General features: G+C 68.3%; 15 protein-coding genes. 5 read left to right on the top strand and 10 right to left on the bottom strand.

Going from position 1 to position 18,443, the window contains the following annotated elements; all coding sequences use genetic code 11:
- Nucleotides 1-37 precede the first annotated feature (37 nt).
- From chlG to GGQ97_RS06695, 3 genes are read left to right on the top strand one after another with little or no spacing between them, the layout of a single operon-like run.
- Nucleotides 38-940: a chlorophyll synthase ChlG gene (gene chlG, locus GGQ97_RS06705; RefSeq protein WP_168068218.1), complete on the top strand. Its 903-nt coding sequence runs from the start codon at nucleotides 38-40 to the stop codon at nucleotides 938-940.
- A complete protein-coding gene (locus GGQ97_RS06700; RefSeq protein WP_342448465.1) occupies nucleotides 937-2,253 on the top strand; it encodes a BCD family MFS transporter in 1,317 nt (438 codons plus the stop codon). The genes chlG and GGQ97_RS06700 overlap by 4 nt, the downstream gene beginning before the upstream one ends.
- On the top strand, nucleotides 2,226-3,413 hold the full coding sequence (locus GGQ97_RS06695; protein ID WP_168068217.1) for a geranylgeranyl diphosphate reductase: 1,188 nt from the start codon (nucleotides 2,226-2,228) through the stop codon (nucleotides 3,411-3,413). Before GGQ97_RS06700 ends, GGQ97_RS06695 begins: the two co-directional genes overlap by 28 nt.
- Nucleotides 3,414-3,600: 187 nt before the next feature.
- Here the strand turns inward: GGQ97_RS06695 and GGQ97_RS06690 are convergent, their stop codons facing one another.
- Nucleotides 3,601-4,128 (bottom strand): c-type cytochrome, encoded by a 528-nt coding sequence (locus tag GGQ97_RS06690; protein ID WP_168068216.1) that lies wholly within the window; start codon nucleotides 4,126-4,128, stop codon nucleotides 3,601-3,603.
- A 133-nt stretch (nucleotides 4,129-4,261) separates the two neighbouring features.
- On the opposite strand from GGQ97_RS06690, the gene GGQ97_RS06685 reads away from it, so the two are divergent.
- A complete protein-coding gene (locus tag GGQ97_RS06685) occupies nucleotides 4,262-5,503 on the top strand; it encodes a DUF3422 family protein (RefSeq protein WP_168068215.1) in 1,242 nt (413 codons plus the stop codon).
- A gap of 3 nt (nucleotides 5,504-5,506) precedes the next feature.
- On the opposite strand, the gene GGQ97_RS06680 is transcribed toward GGQ97_RS06685, so the two are convergent.
- Genes GGQ97_RS06680 through cyoA form a run of 7 tightly spaced genes read right to left on the bottom strand, consistent with a single transcriptional unit; the run spans nucleotide 5,507 to nucleotide 12,238 of the window.
- Nucleotides 5,507-6,040: a response regulator transcription factor gene (locus GGQ97_RS06680; protein ID WP_168068214.1), complete on the bottom strand. Its 534-nt coding sequence runs from the start codon at nucleotides 6,038-6,040 to the stop codon at nucleotides 5,507-5,509.
- Nucleotides 6,037-7,344 (bottom strand): ATP-binding protein, encoded by a 1,308-nt coding sequence (locus tag GGQ97_RS06675; RefSeq protein WP_168068213.1) that lies wholly within the window; start codon nucleotides 7,342-7,344, stop codon nucleotides 6,037-6,039. The genes GGQ97_RS06680 and GGQ97_RS06675 overlap by 4 nt, the downstream gene beginning before the upstream one ends.
- Nucleotides 7,344-8,039 (bottom strand): SURF1 family protein, encoded by a 696-nt coding sequence (locus tag GGQ97_RS06670; protein ID WP_342448464.1) that lies wholly within the window; start codon nucleotides 8,037-8,039, stop codon nucleotides 7,344-7,346. The genes GGQ97_RS06675 and GGQ97_RS06670 overlap by 1 nt, the downstream gene beginning before the upstream one ends.
- Entirely contained in the window at nucleotides 8,036-8,413 is a 378-nt protein-coding gene (gene cyoD / locus GGQ97_RS06665) for a cytochrome o ubiquinol oxidase subunit IV (protein WP_168068211.1), read from the bottom strand. The genes GGQ97_RS06670 and cyoD overlap by 4 nt, the downstream gene beginning before the upstream one ends.
- On the bottom strand, nucleotides 8,410-9,051 hold the full coding sequence (gene cyoC / locus GGQ97_RS06660; RefSeq protein WP_168068210.1) for a cytochrome o ubiquinol oxidase subunit III: 642 nt from the start codon (nucleotides 9,049-9,051) through the stop codon (nucleotides 8,410-8,412). Before cyoC ends, cyoD begins: the two co-directional genes overlap by 4 nt.
- A 6-nt stretch (nucleotides 9,052-9,057) precedes the next feature.
- Nucleotides 9,058-11,106, bottom strand: coding sequence for a cytochrome o ubiquinol oxidase subunit I (gene cyoB, locus GGQ97_RS06655; RefSeq protein ID WP_168068209.1), 2,049 nt, complete (start codon nucleotides 11,104-11,106; stop codon nucleotides 9,058-9,060).
- A 22-nt stretch (nucleotides 11,107-11,128) separates the two neighbouring features.
- Nucleotides 11,129-12,238 (bottom strand): ubiquinol oxidase subunit II, encoded by a 1,110-nt coding sequence (gene cyoA / locus GGQ97_RS06650; protein ID WP_168068208.1) that lies wholly within the window; start codon nucleotides 12,236-12,238, stop codon nucleotides 11,129-11,131.
- A gap of 144 nt (nucleotides 12,239-12,382) precedes the next feature.
- Here cyoA and GGQ97_RS06645 point away from each other — a divergent pair, with 144 nt between their 5' ends.
- Complete coding sequence (locus GGQ97_RS06645) at nucleotides 12,383-13,741, top strand: MFS transporter (RefSeq protein ID WP_168068207.1); 1,359 nt, start codon at nucleotides 12,383-12,385, stop codon at nucleotides 13,739-13,741.
- Here GGQ97_RS06645 and GGQ97_RS06640 read toward each other — a convergent pair.
- Together GGQ97_RS06640 and GGQ97_RS06635 are read right to left on the bottom strand one after the other, a co-directional pair.
- A complete protein-coding gene (locus GGQ97_RS06640; RefSeq protein WP_168068206.1) occupies nucleotides 13,738-16,878 on the bottom strand; it encodes a helicase-related protein in 3,141 nt (1,046 codons plus the stop codon). The two genes, GGQ97_RS06645 and GGQ97_RS06640, sit on opposite strands and share 4 nt — an antisense overlap.
- Before the next feature lie 42 nt (nucleotides 16,879-16,920).
- Entirely contained in the window at nucleotides 16,921-18,315 is a 1,395-nt protein-coding gene (locus GGQ97_RS06635; protein ID WP_168068205.1) for an FAD-binding oxidoreductase, read from the bottom strand.
- Between the last annotated feature and the right edge of the window lie 128 nt (nucleotides 18,316-18,443).

Genomic DNA, 18,443 nt, shown 5'->3' with positions numbered 1-18,443 from the left:
GTTTGACGCTATGTTGTGTATGACATAGCTTACAACGATGAACCGGCTTGCCCGCCCCTTGCTTCCGCCGGCCCCGCCGCTGGCCAGCGACGTGCTGGAGCTGAGCAAGCCAATCACTTGGTTTCCGCCGATGTGGGCGTTCGGTTGCGGGGTGATCGCTTCGGGCGCCCCGGTGGCGGGCAAAGGCGCGCTTCTGCTTGCCGGCGTGATGCTGACCGGACCATTGGTGTGCGGCACCAGCCAGATGGTCAACGACTGGTTCGATCGCCACGTCGACGCGATCAACGAGCCTGGGCGACCGATCCCGTCGGGCCGCATCGCCGGCAATTGGGGGCTGTGGCTCGCCGTAGCCGGCACCCTCCTGTCGCTGGCGCTGGCAATCGCCATGGGCCCGGTAGTGGCGGTGGCTACGGTCGCCGCCCTGATCCTCGCCTGGGCCTATAGCGCCCCGCCGGTGCGGCTGAAGGCAAGCGGTTGGTGGGGGCCCCTGGCGGTCGGTCTGAGCTACGAATCGCTGACCTGGTTCACCGGCAGCGCGGTCATGCTCGCCGCGGTGCCGCCGATCGAGGTCTGCGCGGTCCTGCTGCTGTACGGCGCGGGCGCGTGGGGGATCATGACGCTGAACGATTTCAAAGCGGTCGAGGGCGACCGGCTGACCGGCGTGCGATCGCTCCCGGCGATGCTCGGAACGCGGCCGGCGGTGCTGCTGGCGTGCCTCGCCATGGCGGCGGCGCAGGTCGGGGTGATCGCGGTGCTGCTTGCCAGCGGCCTCGCACTGACCGCCGGGCTGGTCGGCGTCGCGCTGCTTTTGCAGGGGATCTGCATGGTTCGCCTCACCGGCGATCCGCGCCGCTTCGCGCCCTGGTATAATGCGACCGGCGTCAGCCTGTACGTGATCGGGATGGTCGTCGCCGCCTTCGGCCTGGGCTCGCTCCGGTGAGCGGGTGGCTCACCGTGCTCCGGCTCGGCCTGGTGCAGGCCGGGATCGGCGCGATGGTGATGCTGTCGACCTCCCTCCTGAACCGGGTGATGGTGGTCGAACTGGGTCTTGCCGCCGCAGTACCGGCGGGCCTCGTCGCCTGGCATTATGCGGTTCAGCTGACCCGTCCGGTCAGTGGCCATGCCTCGGACCGTTCCGGCCGACGCACGCCGTGGATCGTGACCGGCATGGGCCTGCTGTCGCTGGGCTCGCTCGCCGCAGTGGACTCGGTCACCATGCTTGTGCCGGGCTCATGGGAAGCGCTGTTGCTGTTGTTGTTCGGCTTTACCCTGATCGGCCTCGGGGTCGGCTCTGCGGGAACCGCCCTGCTTGCCCTGCTTGCGGCCTCCGTCCCGGCCGAGCGGCGGGCCGCCGCCGCCGCGACCACCTGGATCATGATGGTGGCCGGGATCGCCATTTCGGCCGGGGTCGCGGGAAGCCAGCTCCAGCCCTTCTCCCTGCCGCGCCTTGCCCTCGTCTCGTCCAGCGTGGTGCTGGCCGCCTTCACCCTCTCGCTGGTGGCGATTGCCGGGCTCGAAAAGGCCGGCGCAGCCGCCGCCGCGCCGGTCGGCCGCAAGCCTTTCGCCGACGCGCTGCGCGAGGTCCGCGCGGACCGCGAGGCGGTGCGCTTCACGCTGTTCGTGTTCCTGTCGATGCTTGCCTACAGCATGCAGGACCTGATCCTCGAGCCCTTCGCCGGTCTGGTGTTCGGCGCGGCGCCGGGCGAGTCGACCTCGCTTGCCGGTATCCAGCACGGCGGCATCCTGGCCGGAATGCTGCTGTCGGGATGCCTTGCCGGACCGTGGATGCGGCGCGGCGGACCACCCTTGCTGTGGTGGACCACCGCCGGCTGCGCAGGCTCGGCCGCCGCGCTTGCCGCCCTCGCCATCGCCGCCATCTCGGGGCCGCCGTGGCCGCTTGCGACCAACGTGTTCGTGCTCGGGCTGATGAACGGCGTCTTTGCCGCCTCCGCCATTGCCGCGATGATGGAGTTGGCCGGGCGCGGCGGCACCTCGCGGGCCGGAGTCCGAATGGGCGTCTGGGGCGCGGCCCAGGCGCTGGCCTTCGGCACCGGCGGGCTGGTCGGAGCGCTGGCGACCGACGCCGCGCGCTCCTTGATCGGCACCGACGGCCCGGCCTTCGCCTTTACCTTCGGCGCCGAAGCGATGCTCTTCCTGTGCGCCGCCCACCTCGCCACCCGCCTACCCGCCGCGACCCAGCGGCGCGACCATCTTGGAGAACAGGCATGGAGCAGTTCGACGTCGTCGTCGTAGGCGGCGGTCCAGCCGGCGCGACCGCCGCCGACGATCTCGCTTCGGCGGGCAGGAAGGTGCTGCTGCTCGACCGGGCAGGACGGATCAAGCCGTGCGGCGGAGCGGTTCCGCCGCGACTGCTCGCGGACTTCAACATTCCGCTTTCGCTTCTCGTCGCCCGGGCGACCGCGGCGCGGATGATCGCGCCGTCCGACCGCGCGGTCCGGATGCCGGTCGGCGACGGCTTCGTCGGAATGGTCGATCGTGACCACTTCGACGAATGGCTGAGGGAGCGTGCGGCAGGCCATGGCGCGCACCGCCGCAGCGGCACGTTCGAGCGGATCGAGCGCGACGAGCAGGGACGCGCGATCCTGTGCTATCGCGAGGGCCGCAATGGCGCGCTCGTGAAAGTCGGCGCGGCGGCGATCATCGGGGCCGACGGAGCGCGTTCGGCGGTCGCCCGCGAGGCGCTGCCCGGCGCCGAGCGCGTGCCCTGCGTCTTCGCGTATCATGAGGTGATTCGCGCCCCCGAGCAGGACAGCGCCGCATACGAGGCAGGGCGCTGCGACGTCTTCTACCAGGGCGACCTGTCCCCCGATTTCTACGGCTGGATCTTCCCACATGGCGATACCGCCAGCGTCGGCGTCGGAAGCGCGCACAAGGGCTTCGCTTTGCGCGAAGCGGTGGCCGTCATGCGGGACCGCAACGGGCTGGCCGGATGCGAGACCATCCGCCGCGAGGGCGCGCCGATTCCTCTGAAGCCGCTCAAGCGGTGGGACAATGGCCGCGACGTGGTGGTCGCGGGCGATGCCGCCGGCGTGGTCGCCCCGGCTTCGGGTGAGGGCATTTATTATGCCATGACCTGCGGGCGGATGGCGGGCGAGGCGGTCGCCGAATTCCTCGACACCGGCAATCCGCGCGCGCTCGGACTCGCCCGCCAGCGTTTCATGAAGGCGCACGGCAAGGTGTTCTGGGTGCTGCGGTTGATGCAGTATTTCTGGTACAAGTCCGACAAGCGGCGCGAGCGGTTCGTGCACATGTGCGCGGACAAGGACGTCCAGCACCTGACCTGGCAGGCGTATATGAACAAGCGGCTGGTTAGGGCCAAGCCGGGCGCGCACCTGCGCATTTTCCTCAAGGATACGGCCCACCTGCTCGGGCTGGCAAAGGTCGCTGCCTGAGCGCGCGGCCGCCGCCGTTGTACCGGCGCCCCGCGCGGGCGTCGCATGTCCGCATGACCCTGCCGTGAGGCGGCCGAGGCACAGGATCGTGACCCCGTCCCGCGTTAAGGGGACGAGCGGCACTTGCCGGCAGACAAAGTTAAGGGCGGCGCCCGGTCGATCGACCGGGACGCCGCGAGGGAAAGTCCTACTTCTGGGTCGCGAGCCAAGCGATCAGGTCGGCGCGCTTCTGCGGATCCTGGATGCCGGCAAAGGCCATCTTGGTGCCGGGCACGACGCGCTGCGGATTTTCGAGATACTGGAACAGCTTCTCGGCGGTCCAGGTGATCCCGCTGTTGTGGTTGGCTTCCGAATATTGGTAGCCGGCGATGGTGCTCGCCTTGCGGCCGACCACGGCGTGCAGCGACGGGCCGATGCGGTTCACGCCAGCGTCGGTGACGTGGCAGGTCTTGCACTGGATGAAGACCGCCTCGCCCTTGGCGGCGTCGCCGGTGAAGTCGGCGAACTTGGCGCCGCTGACGGTATCGACGTTGTCGGCCGCGGGCGCCGCGGCAGCGGCTGGAGCCGCCGGAGCTGCAGCCGTTTCGGTCGCTGCCGGCGTCGCAGCGGTGTTGGCCGTTTCGCCGCCGCCCTTGTCGCCCCCGCCCCCGCCGCAAGCTGTTACCGAAAGACCGACCAACAGGGCGGAAGCAAGCAAGCTGGAAGAGCGATTCATGGGCGAAAACTCCCTTGTTACGAGCGCGAACTAAGCAGAAACAAATAACATAAGCAAATGAGCCTTAGGTCCAGTGGCACAGGCAAATTCTGCCGCCACACTGGATGCCGGCAAAACCAGAAAAGGGGCGGCCTTGGACTTCCATCCCCAACGCGACTCGCTGCTCGCCGAAGTCCATGCGCGCCCGTCGACTCCGATCAGCGCGCCGATGCTCGTCACCCGCATCGCGGCCCTGTCCGGACCCGAAGGCGCCGCCGCCGACCGCCGCCACATCTCCGATCTCTGCAAGCGTATCGGGGCGCCGCGTGCGGCCGACGATGCGGTATGGTGCGCGGTCGACGGTGGCGACTGGCAATTGCGGTGGGAGAAGCATGGCGAATTTTCCAGCTGGACCTTCCTTGCCAGTCCGGACGGCACGCCGGAGGAAAGCGCCATCGCCGCCGTGCCCAGGGCGTGGCTCGACAGCCTTCCGGGACAGGTGGTGGTGCTGACCACCCTGGTCATCGCCCGCGAGGAGCGTCGCGAGACGGTGCCGGACCCGAAGGAGAAGGTCGGCTCGCGGATCATGGGAGAGACGGCGACCGTGCTGACCGACCTCCGCGCCGACGCCGGCGGCATGACCCGTTTTCGCCTGTTCATGCACGTCGACGATCCGGTACTGACCGGCCGCATCGCGCTCAGCCTCCTCGAGATCGAGAGCTACCGGCTGATGGCCCTGCTCGCCTTCCCGGTGGCGCAGCAGACCGCGGCCAAGCTGGCGGAGATCGAGGCCGAGGCGCGCGAGTTGACCGAGAAGATCGCCACCCACCTCGGCGTCGACGACGATCGCGACCTGCTCGCCAGGCTGGTCGCGCTGTCGGGCCGAATGGAGGCGATGAGCGCCAGCACCAGCTTCCGCTTCGGCGCAGCGCGGGCCTATTACGACCTCGTCCAGGCCCGCATCGCATCGCTCGGCGAGGAGGCGCTGGCCGGGCGGCAAACCATGCGCGACTTCATGGACCGCCGGTTGGGCCCGGCCATGCGCACCTGCCTCAGCATCGCCCAGCGCGAGGCCGAGATGATCTCGCGCATCGCGCGCGCCGGACAGATGCTGAGCACGCGGGTCGAGCTGGTGACGCAGAAGATCAACGCCGACCTTCTCGAATCCATGAACCGCCGCGCCTCGATGCAGTTGAGGCTGCAGCGCACGGTCGAAGGCCTGTCGGTCGCCGCCGTCTCCTATTACGTGGTGTCGCTGCTGCTCATCCCGTTGAAGGCCCTCGACGAGCGGGTGCATGTCGACACCGCACTTCTGACCCTGTTGCTGGTGCCGCTGGTGGTCGCCGGCGTGTGGTGGACGCTGCGCCGCGTGTCGGGCCGGATCGACGACGATTAGCGCCTAGCGGACCGGGCGCTTTTCGAGCTTCCGGGCAAGCGTCCGGCGGTGCATTCCGAGGCGGCGCGCGGTTTCCGAAATGTTGAACCCGGTGGCGATCAGCGTTTCGTTGATCTTCTCCCATTCCAGCGTCCGCAACGACGTCGCCCGGCCGTCCAGTGGAACGTCGGAGTCGCCAGCGGCGCGGCCGAAGGCGGCTTCGATGTCGTCGGTGTTGCTGGGCTTGGGGAGATAGTGGGCCGCCCCGAGCTTGATCGCCTCCACGGCGGTGGCGATGCTGGCGAAACCGGTCAGGACGACGATGCGGGTGGCGGGGTCGGCCTCGGCAATGGCCGCAACGCAAGGCAGCCCCGAATGCGTAGCGAGCTTGAGGTCGACCACCGCGAAATCGAACCCCTGCCCGGCCAGCAGCCGCTCGAGTTCCTGGGGCCCGATCGCAGTGCTGACCGCATAGCCGCGCCGTTCGAACGAACGGGCCAGGGTCCGCGCGAAATCCTCGTCATCCTCGACGATCACCAGGCGCTTGTGCGGGGTCATGCGCTCCGCTCCGAGCCGACCAGCGGCAGGGCGAAACGGACCGAAGCGCCCCCTTCCGGCCGGTTGCCGGCATCGAGCGAACCACCCAGCCGCCGCGCGACGCTGGACGCCAGGAACAGGCCGAGGCCGTGGCCTGCCCCCTTGGCCGAGCGGAGCGCCTGGCCGAGCGCGGCGATCTGTTCGGGCGCGAAGCCGGGGCCGTCGTCGAGAATGTGGACGACCAACTGGTCGCCGGTCGCTTCGGCCCGCATGACGATTCCGCTGGGGCTCGCCTCGCCGGCATTCTCGAGCAGGCTCCACAGCGCCTGGCGAAGCGCCGGCTCGCCCGGAATCCGCGCACCGCGCACCGCGCCGAAGCTGGCGTCGAGCGGGACTTCCTCGTGGAGGGCCGTCCAGTCGGCGACGAGCCCTTCCAGCAACTGTTCGGCGGCGAGGCTCGCCATCGCCTCGCCGCGCGGCAGGCCCGAGGTGTCGAGGATGTCGCTGACGATTTCCCGGCACCGCTCCACCGCACGGCGGGCGTCGGCAAGCTCCTCGCGGAAGTGGGGGTCCGAACCGTAGTCGGCCATCCGCTGCCAGTCGCCCACCAGCACCGACAGCGAGGAAAGGGGCGTGCCCAGCTCGTGCGCGGCGCCGCTTGCGAACAGGCCCATGCGGACGATGCTGTCCTCCTCCGCGGCACGCTGGCGCAGCTCCGCGACATAGGCGTCACGGGCGCGCAGGTTGCGGCTGATCCGGGTGGTGAACAGCACCAGCAGGATCGCCACCATCACAAAGGCGATCTCCTCCCCGATCAGGAACAGGTCGATGTCATCCTTACCCAGCGGCGGCAGGTTCAGCGGCAGGTGGCGCAGCGCAAGGAAGATGAAGGCGGCAATCGACACCCCGACCAGAAGCCAGGCCCGCCCGGCCGGCAGCAGCACGGCGCCGAGCACGATCTGCAGGAGGTAGAGCGAGACGAACGGATTGCGCACGCCGCCGCTGAGGTAGAGCTGGGCGGTCAGCGCGGCCATGTCGAGCAGGAGGGCGAGGAACAGCTCACCCGGCACCACCCAGCGTTCGCGCAGGGTGAAGGTGAAAAGCAGGTTGCCCAGCGCCAGCAGCCCGGCGACGCTCAACATCGCGGCCAGCGGAAGCGTCACGTCTAGCAGCAGGTGTGCGACCAGGATCGCGACCAGCTGCCCCGCCACCGCGATCCAGCGCAGCTGAATCAGCAGGCGCATGTTCTCGATCACCGCTTCCTGCGGCGAGCGGCCGGGCAGCCTCGACGGCTGGTTGGTGAGGGCGAGCAGTGGCACGTCCATCAGCCCCCGTTGTGCGTCGATCGGAGCGTCAGCACCAGCCCGAACAGGCACAGGGCGGCCAGCCCGAACCAGGTCAGCGCATAGACGAGGTGGGCGTTGCGGAAACTGACCACCGTCAGCCCGCCAATCGGCAGGCCGCCCGGATTGGCCGTCGCGTCGGCGTCGATGAAGAAAGGCGCGACATTGTGGAGGCCGCGCGCCGCTGCAATCGCCTGCACGTCGCGCGAATACCAGCGGCCGGCGGATGGCTGGTTGGCGCGCAGGAAACGGCCCTCGGGCTCGGTGAGGCGAACGAGGCCGGTGACGGCCACCTCGCCTGCGACCTGACCTTGGCTTCGGGAGGATGCAGGCGCCCGATCGCTCGGCACGAAGCCGCGATTGACGAGGATCTTCCGATCGGCGGTGACCAGCGGGGTCAGCACCCAAAAGCCCTTGCCGCGCTCGGTCAGTGCATCGACCAATGTCTCGCGCGCATGATCGAAGCGGCCGCTGGCGCGGACCCGGCTATATTCGGGCAAGGATGTTCGCGAGGCCAGGTCGACCGGGGGTGCGGCGAGCCGGGCATCGACCCGGGCGATCAGGTCCCGCTTCCACGCCAGCCGCTCGACCTGCCACACGCCAAGCCCGGCGAACAGCAGCGCCAGGCACGCGCACAGCGCGATCAGCGCGCTACGCTTGGCCCGGCCCCGGCTCACGGGGTGCTGCTGGCCTGTCCGCTCATCATGCCGGGCATCATGTTGCTGTTGAGGTGGACCATGATCCACAGCGACCCGGCGATGGTGATCACCAGCAGCACCGCGGTAAAGACGTAGGCGAGCAGCGTCCAGCCGCCCTCCCCGCTGGTGTTGACGTGGAGGAAGCAGACGGTGTGGACCAGGATCTGCGCCACCGCGAAGAGTATGATCAGGATCGCGACCAGTCCCGGATTCCCGATCGGCTGCGCCATCACCAGCCAGAAGGGGATGAAGGTCAGGATCCCCGACAGCGCGAAGCCGACCAGGTAGCTCTTCTTCGAGCCGTGGCCGTGCTCCGAGCCATGGGCTTGATCGTGGTCGCTGGCGGCGCTCATCGCAGCATCCCCATCAGGTAGACAAAGGTGAAGACGCCGATCCAGATGACGTCGAGGAAGTGCCAGAACATGCTGAGGCAGGTCAGGCGGCGCTTGTTAACGACATTGAGGCCGTGCTTGCCGACCTGGACCAGCATGATCCCGATCCAGATGATGCCGACGGTAACGTGCAGCCCGTGGGTGCCGACCAGGGTGAAGAAGGCGCTGAGGAAGCCCGACCGCTGCGGCGTCGCGCCTTCACCGATCAGCACGCCGAATTCATACAGCTCGATCGACACGAAGCTCATGCCCAGCAGGGCGGTGAGCGCCAGCCAGCCCTGGACCGCCCGTACCCTGCCCTTATCCATCGCCAACATGCCGAAGCCGTAGGTGATGGAGGAGACCAGCAGGATCGCGGTGTTGAGCGCGACCAGTTCCAGCTCGAAGATATCGCGCGGGGCCGGGCCGCCGGCGAAGCTCGACGACAGCACGCCGTAGGTGGCGAACAGCGAGGCGAAGATCAGCGCGTCGCTCATCAGGTAGATCCAGAAGCCGAGCAGGACCGGGCTGGCGTGCGCCTGCCCATGGTCGTGCGAATCCTTCTCGATCAGGTGGAAGGTGTCGCGGTCGGGAACCGCCTCGGATGCGATGGTGGCCATGGTTCCTCAGGCTCCCGCCGGGGCGGCCGCGCCGTGCCTGGGCGTCGGCAGCAGCGCCGGCTCGGGCGCATAGTTGACGTCGAGGAAGGAGATTTCCTCGCGCTCGACGCGGGCGATTTCCTCGGCCGGGATATCGTAATCGCGGTGGTAGTCGAAGCTGTGCCACACGGTGATCGCGACCAGCGCGACAAAGGCCGCCGCGGCCAGCCACCAGATGTACCAGATCATCCCGAAGCCGAGGGCCGCGGCGAGCCCGGCCTGGATGATCGCGGTGCCGGTGTTGCGCGGCATGTGCACCGGCCGGTAGCCGTCGGTCGGACGGGCATAGCCGCGGCTCTTCATGTCATACCAGGCGTCGAGGTCGTGGACGACCGGGGTGAAGGCGAAATTGTAGGCCGGCGGAGGCGAAGTGGTGGACCATTCCAGCGTTCGGCCCTCCCACGGATCGTTGCCGACCTTGAGCTCGGCACGCTTGCGGAAGCTCACCACCAGCCCGATCACGAGGGCGAGGATGCCGACGAGGATGATGGCGGCGCCGATGGCGGCGATGATGAAATAAGGCTGGAGCGCGGGATCATCGAACATCCGGACCCGGCGCGTCGTGCCCATCAGGCCGACGATGTAGATCGGCGTCCAGGCCACCCAGTAGCCAATGACCCAGCCCCAGAAGTGGACCTTGCCCCAGAACTTGTCGAGCTTGAAGCCGAACGCCTTGGGGAACCAGTATTCGATCCCTGCGAACAGCCCGAACACGACGCCGCCGATGATCACGTTGTGGAAGTGGGCGACCAGGAACAGGCTGTTGTGCAGCACGAAGTCGGCCGGGGGCACGGCGAGCAGAACGCCCGTCATGCCGCCGACCACGAAGGTCAGCATGAAGGCCACCACCCACATCATCGGCAGCTCGAAGCGGATCTCGCCCCGGTACATGGTGAACAGCCAGTTGAATATCTTGGCCCCGGTGGGGATGGCGATCACCATCGTCGCGATGCCGAAGAAGCTGTTGACGCTGGCCCCCGACCCCATGGTGAAGAAGTGGTGCAGCCAGACGAGGTAGCTCAAGATGGTGATGACCACCGTCGCGTAGACCATCGACGAATAGCCGAACAGGCGCTTGCCGGTGAAGGTCGAGGTGATCTCGGAATAGATTCCGAACACCGGCAGGATGAGGACGTACACCTCGGGATGGCCCCACAGCCACACCAGGTTCCAGTACATCATCGGGTTGCCACCAAGGTCGTTGGTGAAGAAGTTGGTGCCGACGTAGCGGTCGAGCATCAGCATCGCGAAGGCGCCGGTCAGGACCGGGAAGATGGCGACCGCAAGCACCTGGCTGCAGAAGGCGGTCCAGGTGAACACCGGCATCTTCATCATGGTCATGCCGGGCGCGCGCATCTTGATGACGGTTGTCACCATGTTGAGCGCCGACAGCGTCGTTCCCACGCCCGCGATCTGCAGCGCCCAGAGATAATAGTCGGGGCCGACGCCCGGAGAATTCTGGAGGTTGGCGACCGGCACGTAATTGAGCCAGCCGGCGGTCGAGAATTCGCCGACGAACAGCGACACCATCACCAGACCCGCGCCCGCCGCGGTCAGCCAGAAGCTGAGCGAATTGAGATAGGGAAAGGCCACGTCGCGCGCGCCGATCTGCAGCGGCATGACGAAGTTGATGACGCCCGACACCAAGGGGATCGCCACGAAGAAGATCATGATCGTGCCGTGGGCGGTGAAGACCTGATCGTAATGGTGGGCGTTGAGGTAGCCCTCGCTCCCGCCGAACGCCATCGCCTGCTGGAGGCGCATCATCACCGCATCGGCAAATCCCCGCAGCAGCATGACGATGCCCAGGATGAAGTACATGATGCCGATCTTCTTGTGGTCGACAGTGGTTAACCACTCGCGCCACAGATAGCCCCACAGCTTGAACTTGGTGATTCCGGCCAGCACCGCGAGCCCGCCTAGCGCCACCACCACGAAGGTGACGAGCAGGATCGGCTCGTGGATCGGGAAGCTTTCCAAGCTCAGCCGGCCGAAGATGGTCTTTGCGTCAAACACGGTGTGCAGCTTTCCGCCTGGCTCAGGTCATGTTGCGATTGGCGTCGTCGCCGGGCTTGGTCGTCCCGGGCGCCTTGCGCGTGTCGGTGGGCTTGGTGACATTGGGGCCGGTGCCCTTTTCGTCGTTCGACTTGAACAGCGCGCCCTCGGGCTTGTCGCCGGGCGGCGGGACCGACCCGCGTCCGGGCGGCATCGCGCCGTGGCCAGTACCGCCATGCCCCATGTCCTTGCGCATGACGTCGCCCATGCAGGGCTGGCCGGGCTCGACGCAGCGTTCGAGGATGCGGCGATAGAGGTCCTTGTCGCCTACTGCGAACAGCATCGACGGCACCTTTTCGCTCGGCTTCAGGAGCTGGCGAAAGCTGGCGATGTCGAGCGTCCGGCCGCTTGCCCGGGCCCCGTTCACCCACCCGGCAAACTGCTGTTCCGGAACGCCGCGGATGCGGAAACGCATGCCCGAGAAGCCGGCGCCGCTGTAGTTGCCCGAGTAACCGGTACTGTCCACCGGCCGGTCGAGCGCCGCGTGAAGCGTGCTCTGCATCCCCGGCATGGCGTAGATCATCCCGGCCATCGTGGGCGCGTAGAAGGTGTTCATCATGTTCGACGAGGTGATCTCGAACCGCACTTCGCGGTTGAGCGGCAGGACGAGGTCGTTGACCGTGGCGATGCCGAGGTCCGGATAGATGAACAGCCACTTCCAGTCGAGCGACACCACCTGCACCCGAAGCGCCTGGCTGTCAGCGACCTGCCCCTCAAGCGCGGTCGCCTTGCGGTCGAGCGGGCGGAACGGATCGAGCAGGTGCGTGCTCGACCAGGTCAGCGCGCCAAGTGCGATGATGATCAGCAGCGGGGCCGACCAGATCGCCAGTTCCAGCGTGGTCGAATGGTCGAAATGCGGGTCGTAGGTGCCGCCCTTGCCCTTGCGATAGCGCCAGGCGAAGACCACGATCAGCACCATGACGGGAACGATGATCAGCAGCATCAAACCGGTCGAGATGACGATCAGGTCGCGCTGCTGGCGGGCGATGGTGCCGGCCGGGTCGAACACCGCATGCGAGCAGCCCGCAAGCAGCAACGCCGCGACCAGTGGGACAAAGGTTCGCGCTGACAGGAAAAGGGACCTCGGCTTCATGATGCAGCGGGATAGGCCCGCCGGGGGCGCTGCGACATTGGACAAAATGTCCAATCCCGCGCCGCTCCCTTTGCGGGCATAGGGAATAACCGGGGCGGAGCCGCGTGCGTGATGCGGCCCCCGAGCGAAAGAAATCGAGCCGAGATGACGACCGCCGCCGACAGTGCTTCCTCCACCTCGCTGGAACGTGACGCCCAGGCGATCAACGCCAAGCATGGCGAGGTCCGGCCGGGCGAGATTGCGATCGGGGTGATCATCGGCCGGACCACCGAATTCTTCGATTTCTTCGTCTATGCCATCGCTTCGGTGCTGGTGTTCCCGGCCTTCGTCTTCCCGTATCTCGACCCGCTCGAAGGGACGCTCGCCAGCTTTGCGCTGTTCAGCCTGGCCTTCTTCGGCCGCCCGCTCGGCACCTTCCTGTTCACCTACATCGACCAGCACCACGGGCGCGGGGTGAAGCTGACAATCGCGCTGTTCCTGCTCGGTGGGTCGACCATGGCGATCGCCCTGCTTCCCTCCCATGCGCAGGTCGGCGCGACGAGTGCGTGGCTGCTCGGCCTGTTCCGGCTGCTCCAGGGCGTTGCGCTCGGAGGCGCGTGGGACGGCCTGCCTTCGCTGCTTGCGCTCAACGCGCCGCAGGAGAAGCGTGGCTGGTATTCGATGATCCCGCAGCTCGGCGCGCCGCTCGGCCTCGCGCTGGCCTGCGTGCTGTTCGCCTACTTCCTCGCGCTGCTGGAAACCGCCGACTTCCTCCGCTGGGGCTGGCGCTATCCCTTCTTCGTCGCGCTGGCTCTCAACATCGTCGCGCTGTTCGCCCGGCTGCGGATCGTCGCCACCCCCGAATTCAAGCGCCTGTTCGATAGCCGCGAACTGCAGCCCTCGCCCCCGTTCGAAACGCTGTTCGCGGAATGGCGGACGATCCTGCTCGGCGCCTTCGCGCCGCTGGCGAGCTTTGCGCTATTCCACCTCGTGGCGGTGTTTCCGCTGTCCTACAGCCAGCTGTTCACCACCGACAGCCCGGTCCGCTTCCTGTTGATCGAAGCGCTTGGAGCGATGGTGTTCGTGATGGCCATCCTGCTGTCGGGCATCCTTGCCGACAAGGTCGGCCGCCGCGCGGTGCTCGGCGTCTCGGCGGCCCTGATCGGGACCTTCTGCTTCGCTCCGATGCTGCTCGGCTTCGGCCAGTTTGGCGAGGGGCTGTACCTGCTGCTCGGTTTTGTCCTGCTCGGCCTCGCCTTCGGCCAGGCGGCGGGCGCCGTGAACTCGAGCTTTCGCCAGCAATATCGCTACACCGGTGCGGCGATCGTCTCCAACTCGGCCTGGTTCATCGGGGCCGGCTTCGCCCCGCTGGTCGCATTGTGGCTGACTGCACGGGTCGGCCTGTGGGCCGTCGGACTATACCTGCTGTCGGGTGTCATCTGCACGCTGGGCGCGCTGTTCTTCAACCGCGGCTACGGCAAGCGCGATGACGAGACGTCCGCGCACCCCGCCGTCGCCGACTAGTCTCCCGCCAGCTCGGCAAGCACTGCTTCCAGCTCGACCAGCCGTTCCGACGGCCGCTCGCCCTGCGGGCGGAGTAGCCAGCGTCCGTCCTTGCCTTCCAGCGGCTCGGGGACGTCGGCCGCGGCATCGGCCGGCGTGATAGCAATCGCTGCCGGCCCGGCGTCGATCCGCCGCACGCCGGCCGCCCGCGCCAGATTCCGCACCTGCGCCGACGCAAGCAGCGCCTCGGCTTCCTCGGGCAATTCCCCGAAGCGGTCGGCCATCTCGGCCCGCAGGGAGTCGAGACCGGGGCTGTCCTCGAGGCGTGCAAGCCTGAGGTACAGCGCGAGGCGGACTTCCTCCTCCGGGATCCACTCGGCGGGAAGCTGCCCGGCGGTGTCGAGCCGAAGCTCGGGCTCGGGCGTGCTGACGTCCTCCCCGCGGGCATGGCGCAGGGCCTTGCCCAGCAGGTTCTGGTAAAGGTCGATCCCGATCAGCTTGAGGTGGCCCGACTGTTCTTCGCCGAGCAGGTCCCCTGCCCCGCGCAGGTCGAGGTCGCGCGCGCTGATGGCGAAGCCCGCGCCGAGCCGGTCGAACGCCGCAAGCGTGTTGAGGCGGTCGAGCGTGCGCTTGGGAATGTCGGCCTTGCCGGTCATCAGCAGGATATGCCCGCGCCGAGCACCGCGCCCGACCCGGCCGCGAAGCTGGTGCAACTGCGCAAGACCGAAATTCTCCGCCCGCATGACCACCATGGTGTTGGCGCGCGGCACGTCGAGGCCCGCCTCGATGATGTTGGTCGCGAGCAGCACGTCGCCGTCGCCGCTGGCGAAGCCGACCATCGATTCGTCGATCTCGGCCGCCGGCATCTTGCCGTGCGCGCGGACCACCGACAGTTCGGGCACCAGCCGGGCGAGCGTGTCGCCAAGCGGGTCCATGTCCTCGATACGGGGCACGACCACGAAGCTCTGGCCGCCGCGCGAGCGCTCCCGCATCAGCGCGGTGCGCAGCTTGGCCTCGTCCAGCCCGCCGACCTCAGTCCTGATCGGCTGACGCCGGGCCGGGGGCGTGGCGAGGATGCTGACTGGCTGAAGCCCGACCAGCGCCGACTGCAGCGTGCGCGGGATCGGGGTGGCGGTGAGGCTCAGCGCATGCGGCGCGCCAAGCCCGCGCAACTTGTCCTTGTCCTTGGCGCCGAAGCGCTGCTCCTCGTCGATGATGACGAGGCCGAGGTTTTTGTAGACCGCGCCCTTGCCCGCGACGGCTCCGGTCCCGACCACGATCGCGATGCTTCCGTCGGCAAGGCCGGCGAGGACCTTCTTCTTGTCGGCCGGCGACACCAGCCGCGACAGCATCGCCACCTCGATGCCGAGTTCGCCGAAGCGCGAACGGAAGGTTTCGAGATGCTGGCGCGCAAGCACCGTGGTCGGCGCTGCCATCGCGACCTGCTTGCCCGCGAACACCGCCATCGCCGCCGCGCGCAACGCGACCTCGGTCTTGCCGAAGCCGACGTCGCCGACGACCAGCCGGTCCATCGGCCGGGCCGACGCCAGGTCGCTGCGGATTGCCGAGATGGCTTTTTGCTGGTCGGCGGTTTCGGTGAAGGGGAAGCTTGCCACCAGTTGTTCGAAGCGGGCGGCATCGGGCTCGATCGCAGGGGCCTCCGCTTCTGCCCGCTCGGCCGCCAGCGCGACCAGCCCACGCGCGGTTTCGGCAACGGCGGCCAGCACTTCGCCGCGCCGCTTTTCCCACGACGAGCCGTCGAGCTTGTCGAGCGTGACGCTGTCTTCGTCCGAACCGTAGCGCCACAGCTTTCCGGCGTCGGCGACCGGCACCAACCGGCGTGCGTCGCCGGCGAAGCGCAGCACGATCGCGTCGCCGCCATCCTCCGGCAATTCGGTCAGGCCGGTGACGGCGGCCAGTCCGTGATCCTCGTGGATGACGATGTCGCCGGGGCGGATTTCGGGTGCCGCGAACAGTTCGCCCGGGACCGACGCCGCTCCGGCCTCCTGCACCGCGCGCGAGCCGATGAGGTCACCCGCCGCGATCGCGACCAGCTGGCCGTGGGTAAAGCCGCGCGGCACCGCCATCGTCAGCGCGACGACCGAGCCGGGCGATGCCGCCACCACCTCGTTCCAGCTGTCGACGCAATCGACCTCGGTCTTGAGCGCACGCGCGACCCGCGGGCAGAGGAAGCGGACGTCACGTGCCGAGCCGAGAATGGCGACGATCCGTCCCTCGCTGAGCACCGCCTTGGCAAAGCGGACAAAGGCCCGTTCGGGAGCGCGCTGTTCGACGAAACGCGGCGGCGCCTCCTGCTGGCCCTTGGCGAGGTCGATCGTGTCGAAACTGGCGATGGCGTCCTGCCAGCGCTTTTCGTCGCAGATGTCGGCGGTGGCACGGGCCGGGCGGCGCCTGGCGGTGTCGGCCGCAAGCGCGAGGAACAGCTTGCGGCGGCCATCGGCGCCGGGGTCCTGCGCAAGGACGGCGCCCGGGAGATGGTCGGCCAGCGTGACCCCCTCGGCGACGCGTGGTTCGGCGACGATTCCGACCTCCACCCGTTCCAGTTCGTCGCAGGTCAGTTGGGTCAGCGGATCGAAGCTGCGGATGGCGGCTATCGCTCCGTCGACGACCTCGATCCTGACGGGTTGCTGGCGATCGCCGGGATACAGGTCGGCGACGCTTCCGCGCACGGCCACTTCGCCGGGTTCATCGACCCGGTCGTCGTCCTGATAGCCAAGTGCGCGGGCAGTCTCGGAGAAGCTTTCGAGGTCGAGCGGTTCGCCGGGGCGGAGCATCGGGGGCTTGGCGGAATAGGCCGAGGGAGGCGCGAGCAGGCGTCCGGCGGCTTCCCCGCTGCTGACCAGCAGGACCCGGCGCCCCTCGCCCAGCGCTTCGGCGAGGTGGCGCAGCGCGGCCGTCCGCTGCCCCGAGATGCTGGCCGAGGTCGGTGCATCGTCGCCGGGCAGTACGTCCGACGCCGGCAGGTGAAGCACCAGCCGGTCGCCCGCCCCCTGCGTGGCGGCGCGGGCGATGCTGTCGGCCCTGACCTCGTCGCGGGCGAGGAACAGCAGCCGCGACGCCTCCGCCGTCAGCAGCGCCGCTACCACTTCGCCGATTTCGAGTTCGGCTGCCTTTGTCTTTTCGTCGCCCCTGGCCATGCCCCCGCAACGGGCCGCCGCTGCGCCTGTTCCTACGGTCCTTCAGACCAGCTTGCCGGGATTGAAGATCCCGTGGGGGTCCATCGCCGACTTGATCGCGCGCAGCGCCTGCATCCGCGCCGGCGAGGCAAGGCGGGCAAGCTCGTCCTTTTTCATCTGGCCGATGCCATGTTCGGCAGAGATCGACCCGCCCGCCCGGGTGACGAGGTCGTGGACCAATGCGCTGACCGCCTTGCCCTCCGGTCCATCGGCCCAGTCCCGCGGCGCACCGGCGGCAGCACGGACGTGAAAGTGGACATTGCCGTCGCCAAGGTGGCCGTAGCCGGTCGCCTCGGTGCCGGAAAAGCGCCGTTCGATCAGCCGCGCTTCCTCGGTCAGGAATGCCGGAACATGGTCGATCGGAAGCGAGATGTCGTGCTGGGCGGCGGGGCCGTCGGTGCGCTCGGCCTCCGAGATCGAATGACGGATGCGCCACATGGCTTCGGTATGCGCGTCGCTCTGCGCGATCACCGCGTCACCGATGGGCGCATCGCCGAGCAACTGTTCGAGCAGCTGCTGCGGCGGCTCGTCGGCGGCGCTGACGACCGCTTCCACCAGCACGTGCCACGGCCACGAACCGGCCAGCGGCGCGCGGGTCTGCGGGATGTGGCGCAGGACCCGCTGCAGGCTTGCATCCGGGATCAGCTCAAACGCCTCGATCCTGTCGGTCGCCGCCTCGAGCCGCCGCAGCAGCGCCAGCGCCTGGTGCGGATCGTCGAGTCCGATCCACGCCGCCGCCCGCTGCACTTTCCCCGGCACCAGCCGCAGCCGAAGCGCGGTGATGACGCCAAGCGTCCCCTCGGCCCCGATCAGCAGATGGTCGAGGCTGACCCCGCGATTGTCCTTCTTGAGGCCGGACAGGCTGTCGTGGATCAGTCCGCCAGACAGCACCGCTTCCATGCCGAGCACCTGCGCGCGCATGGTCCCGAAGCGAAGCACCTGGGTTCCCCCGGCATTGGTGGAGGCCAGTCCACCGACCGTCGCCGACCCCCGCGCGCCAAGGTCGAGCGGGAAGCGCGCGCCCTCCTCCGCCGCGGCGTTCTGGAGCGTTTCCAGGATCACGCCCGCCTCGACCACCGCATGATCGGGGCCGAGCGCACGGATGCAGTTCATGCGCCGCAGCGACAGCAGCACGGCCGACCCATCGGCCGGAGGCGTGGCGCCGCCGACCATTGAGCTGTTGCCGCCCTGCGGGACCAGCGCGACCCCATGCGCCTTCGCCGCCTGGACGATTGCGGCGACGTCGGCCGTGGTGGAAGGCTGCAGCAAGGCCGGGGAGGCTCCCGTCCAGCGCCCGCGCCAGTCGGTCAGCCACGGTGCGATGGCGTCGGCGTCGGTCACGATCGCGTTTGCCGGGATGCGCGCCTGAAGGGTGTCGAGAAAGGTGGCGACGGTCATGGCGCGACGGCGACGTTGACACTTCGTCCACTTCGGCCGGCGCGGGCGGGGTGCGGGAAGAGGAGACGGTGGCGGCGCATCGCCATACGGCGATGGCAAACGCTTCCCTATTGTTCAAGCCGAAGCGA

It is taken from the genome of Sphingomonas kaistensis, assembly GCF_011927725.1.
GTDB lineage: Bacteria > Pseudomonadota > Alphaproteobacteria > Sphingomonadales > Sphingomonadaceae > Sphingomicrobium > Sphingomicrobium kaistense.
Note: the sequence above shows the minus strand (reverse complement) of the source record. Positions and strands in the feature narration are given on the sequence as shown.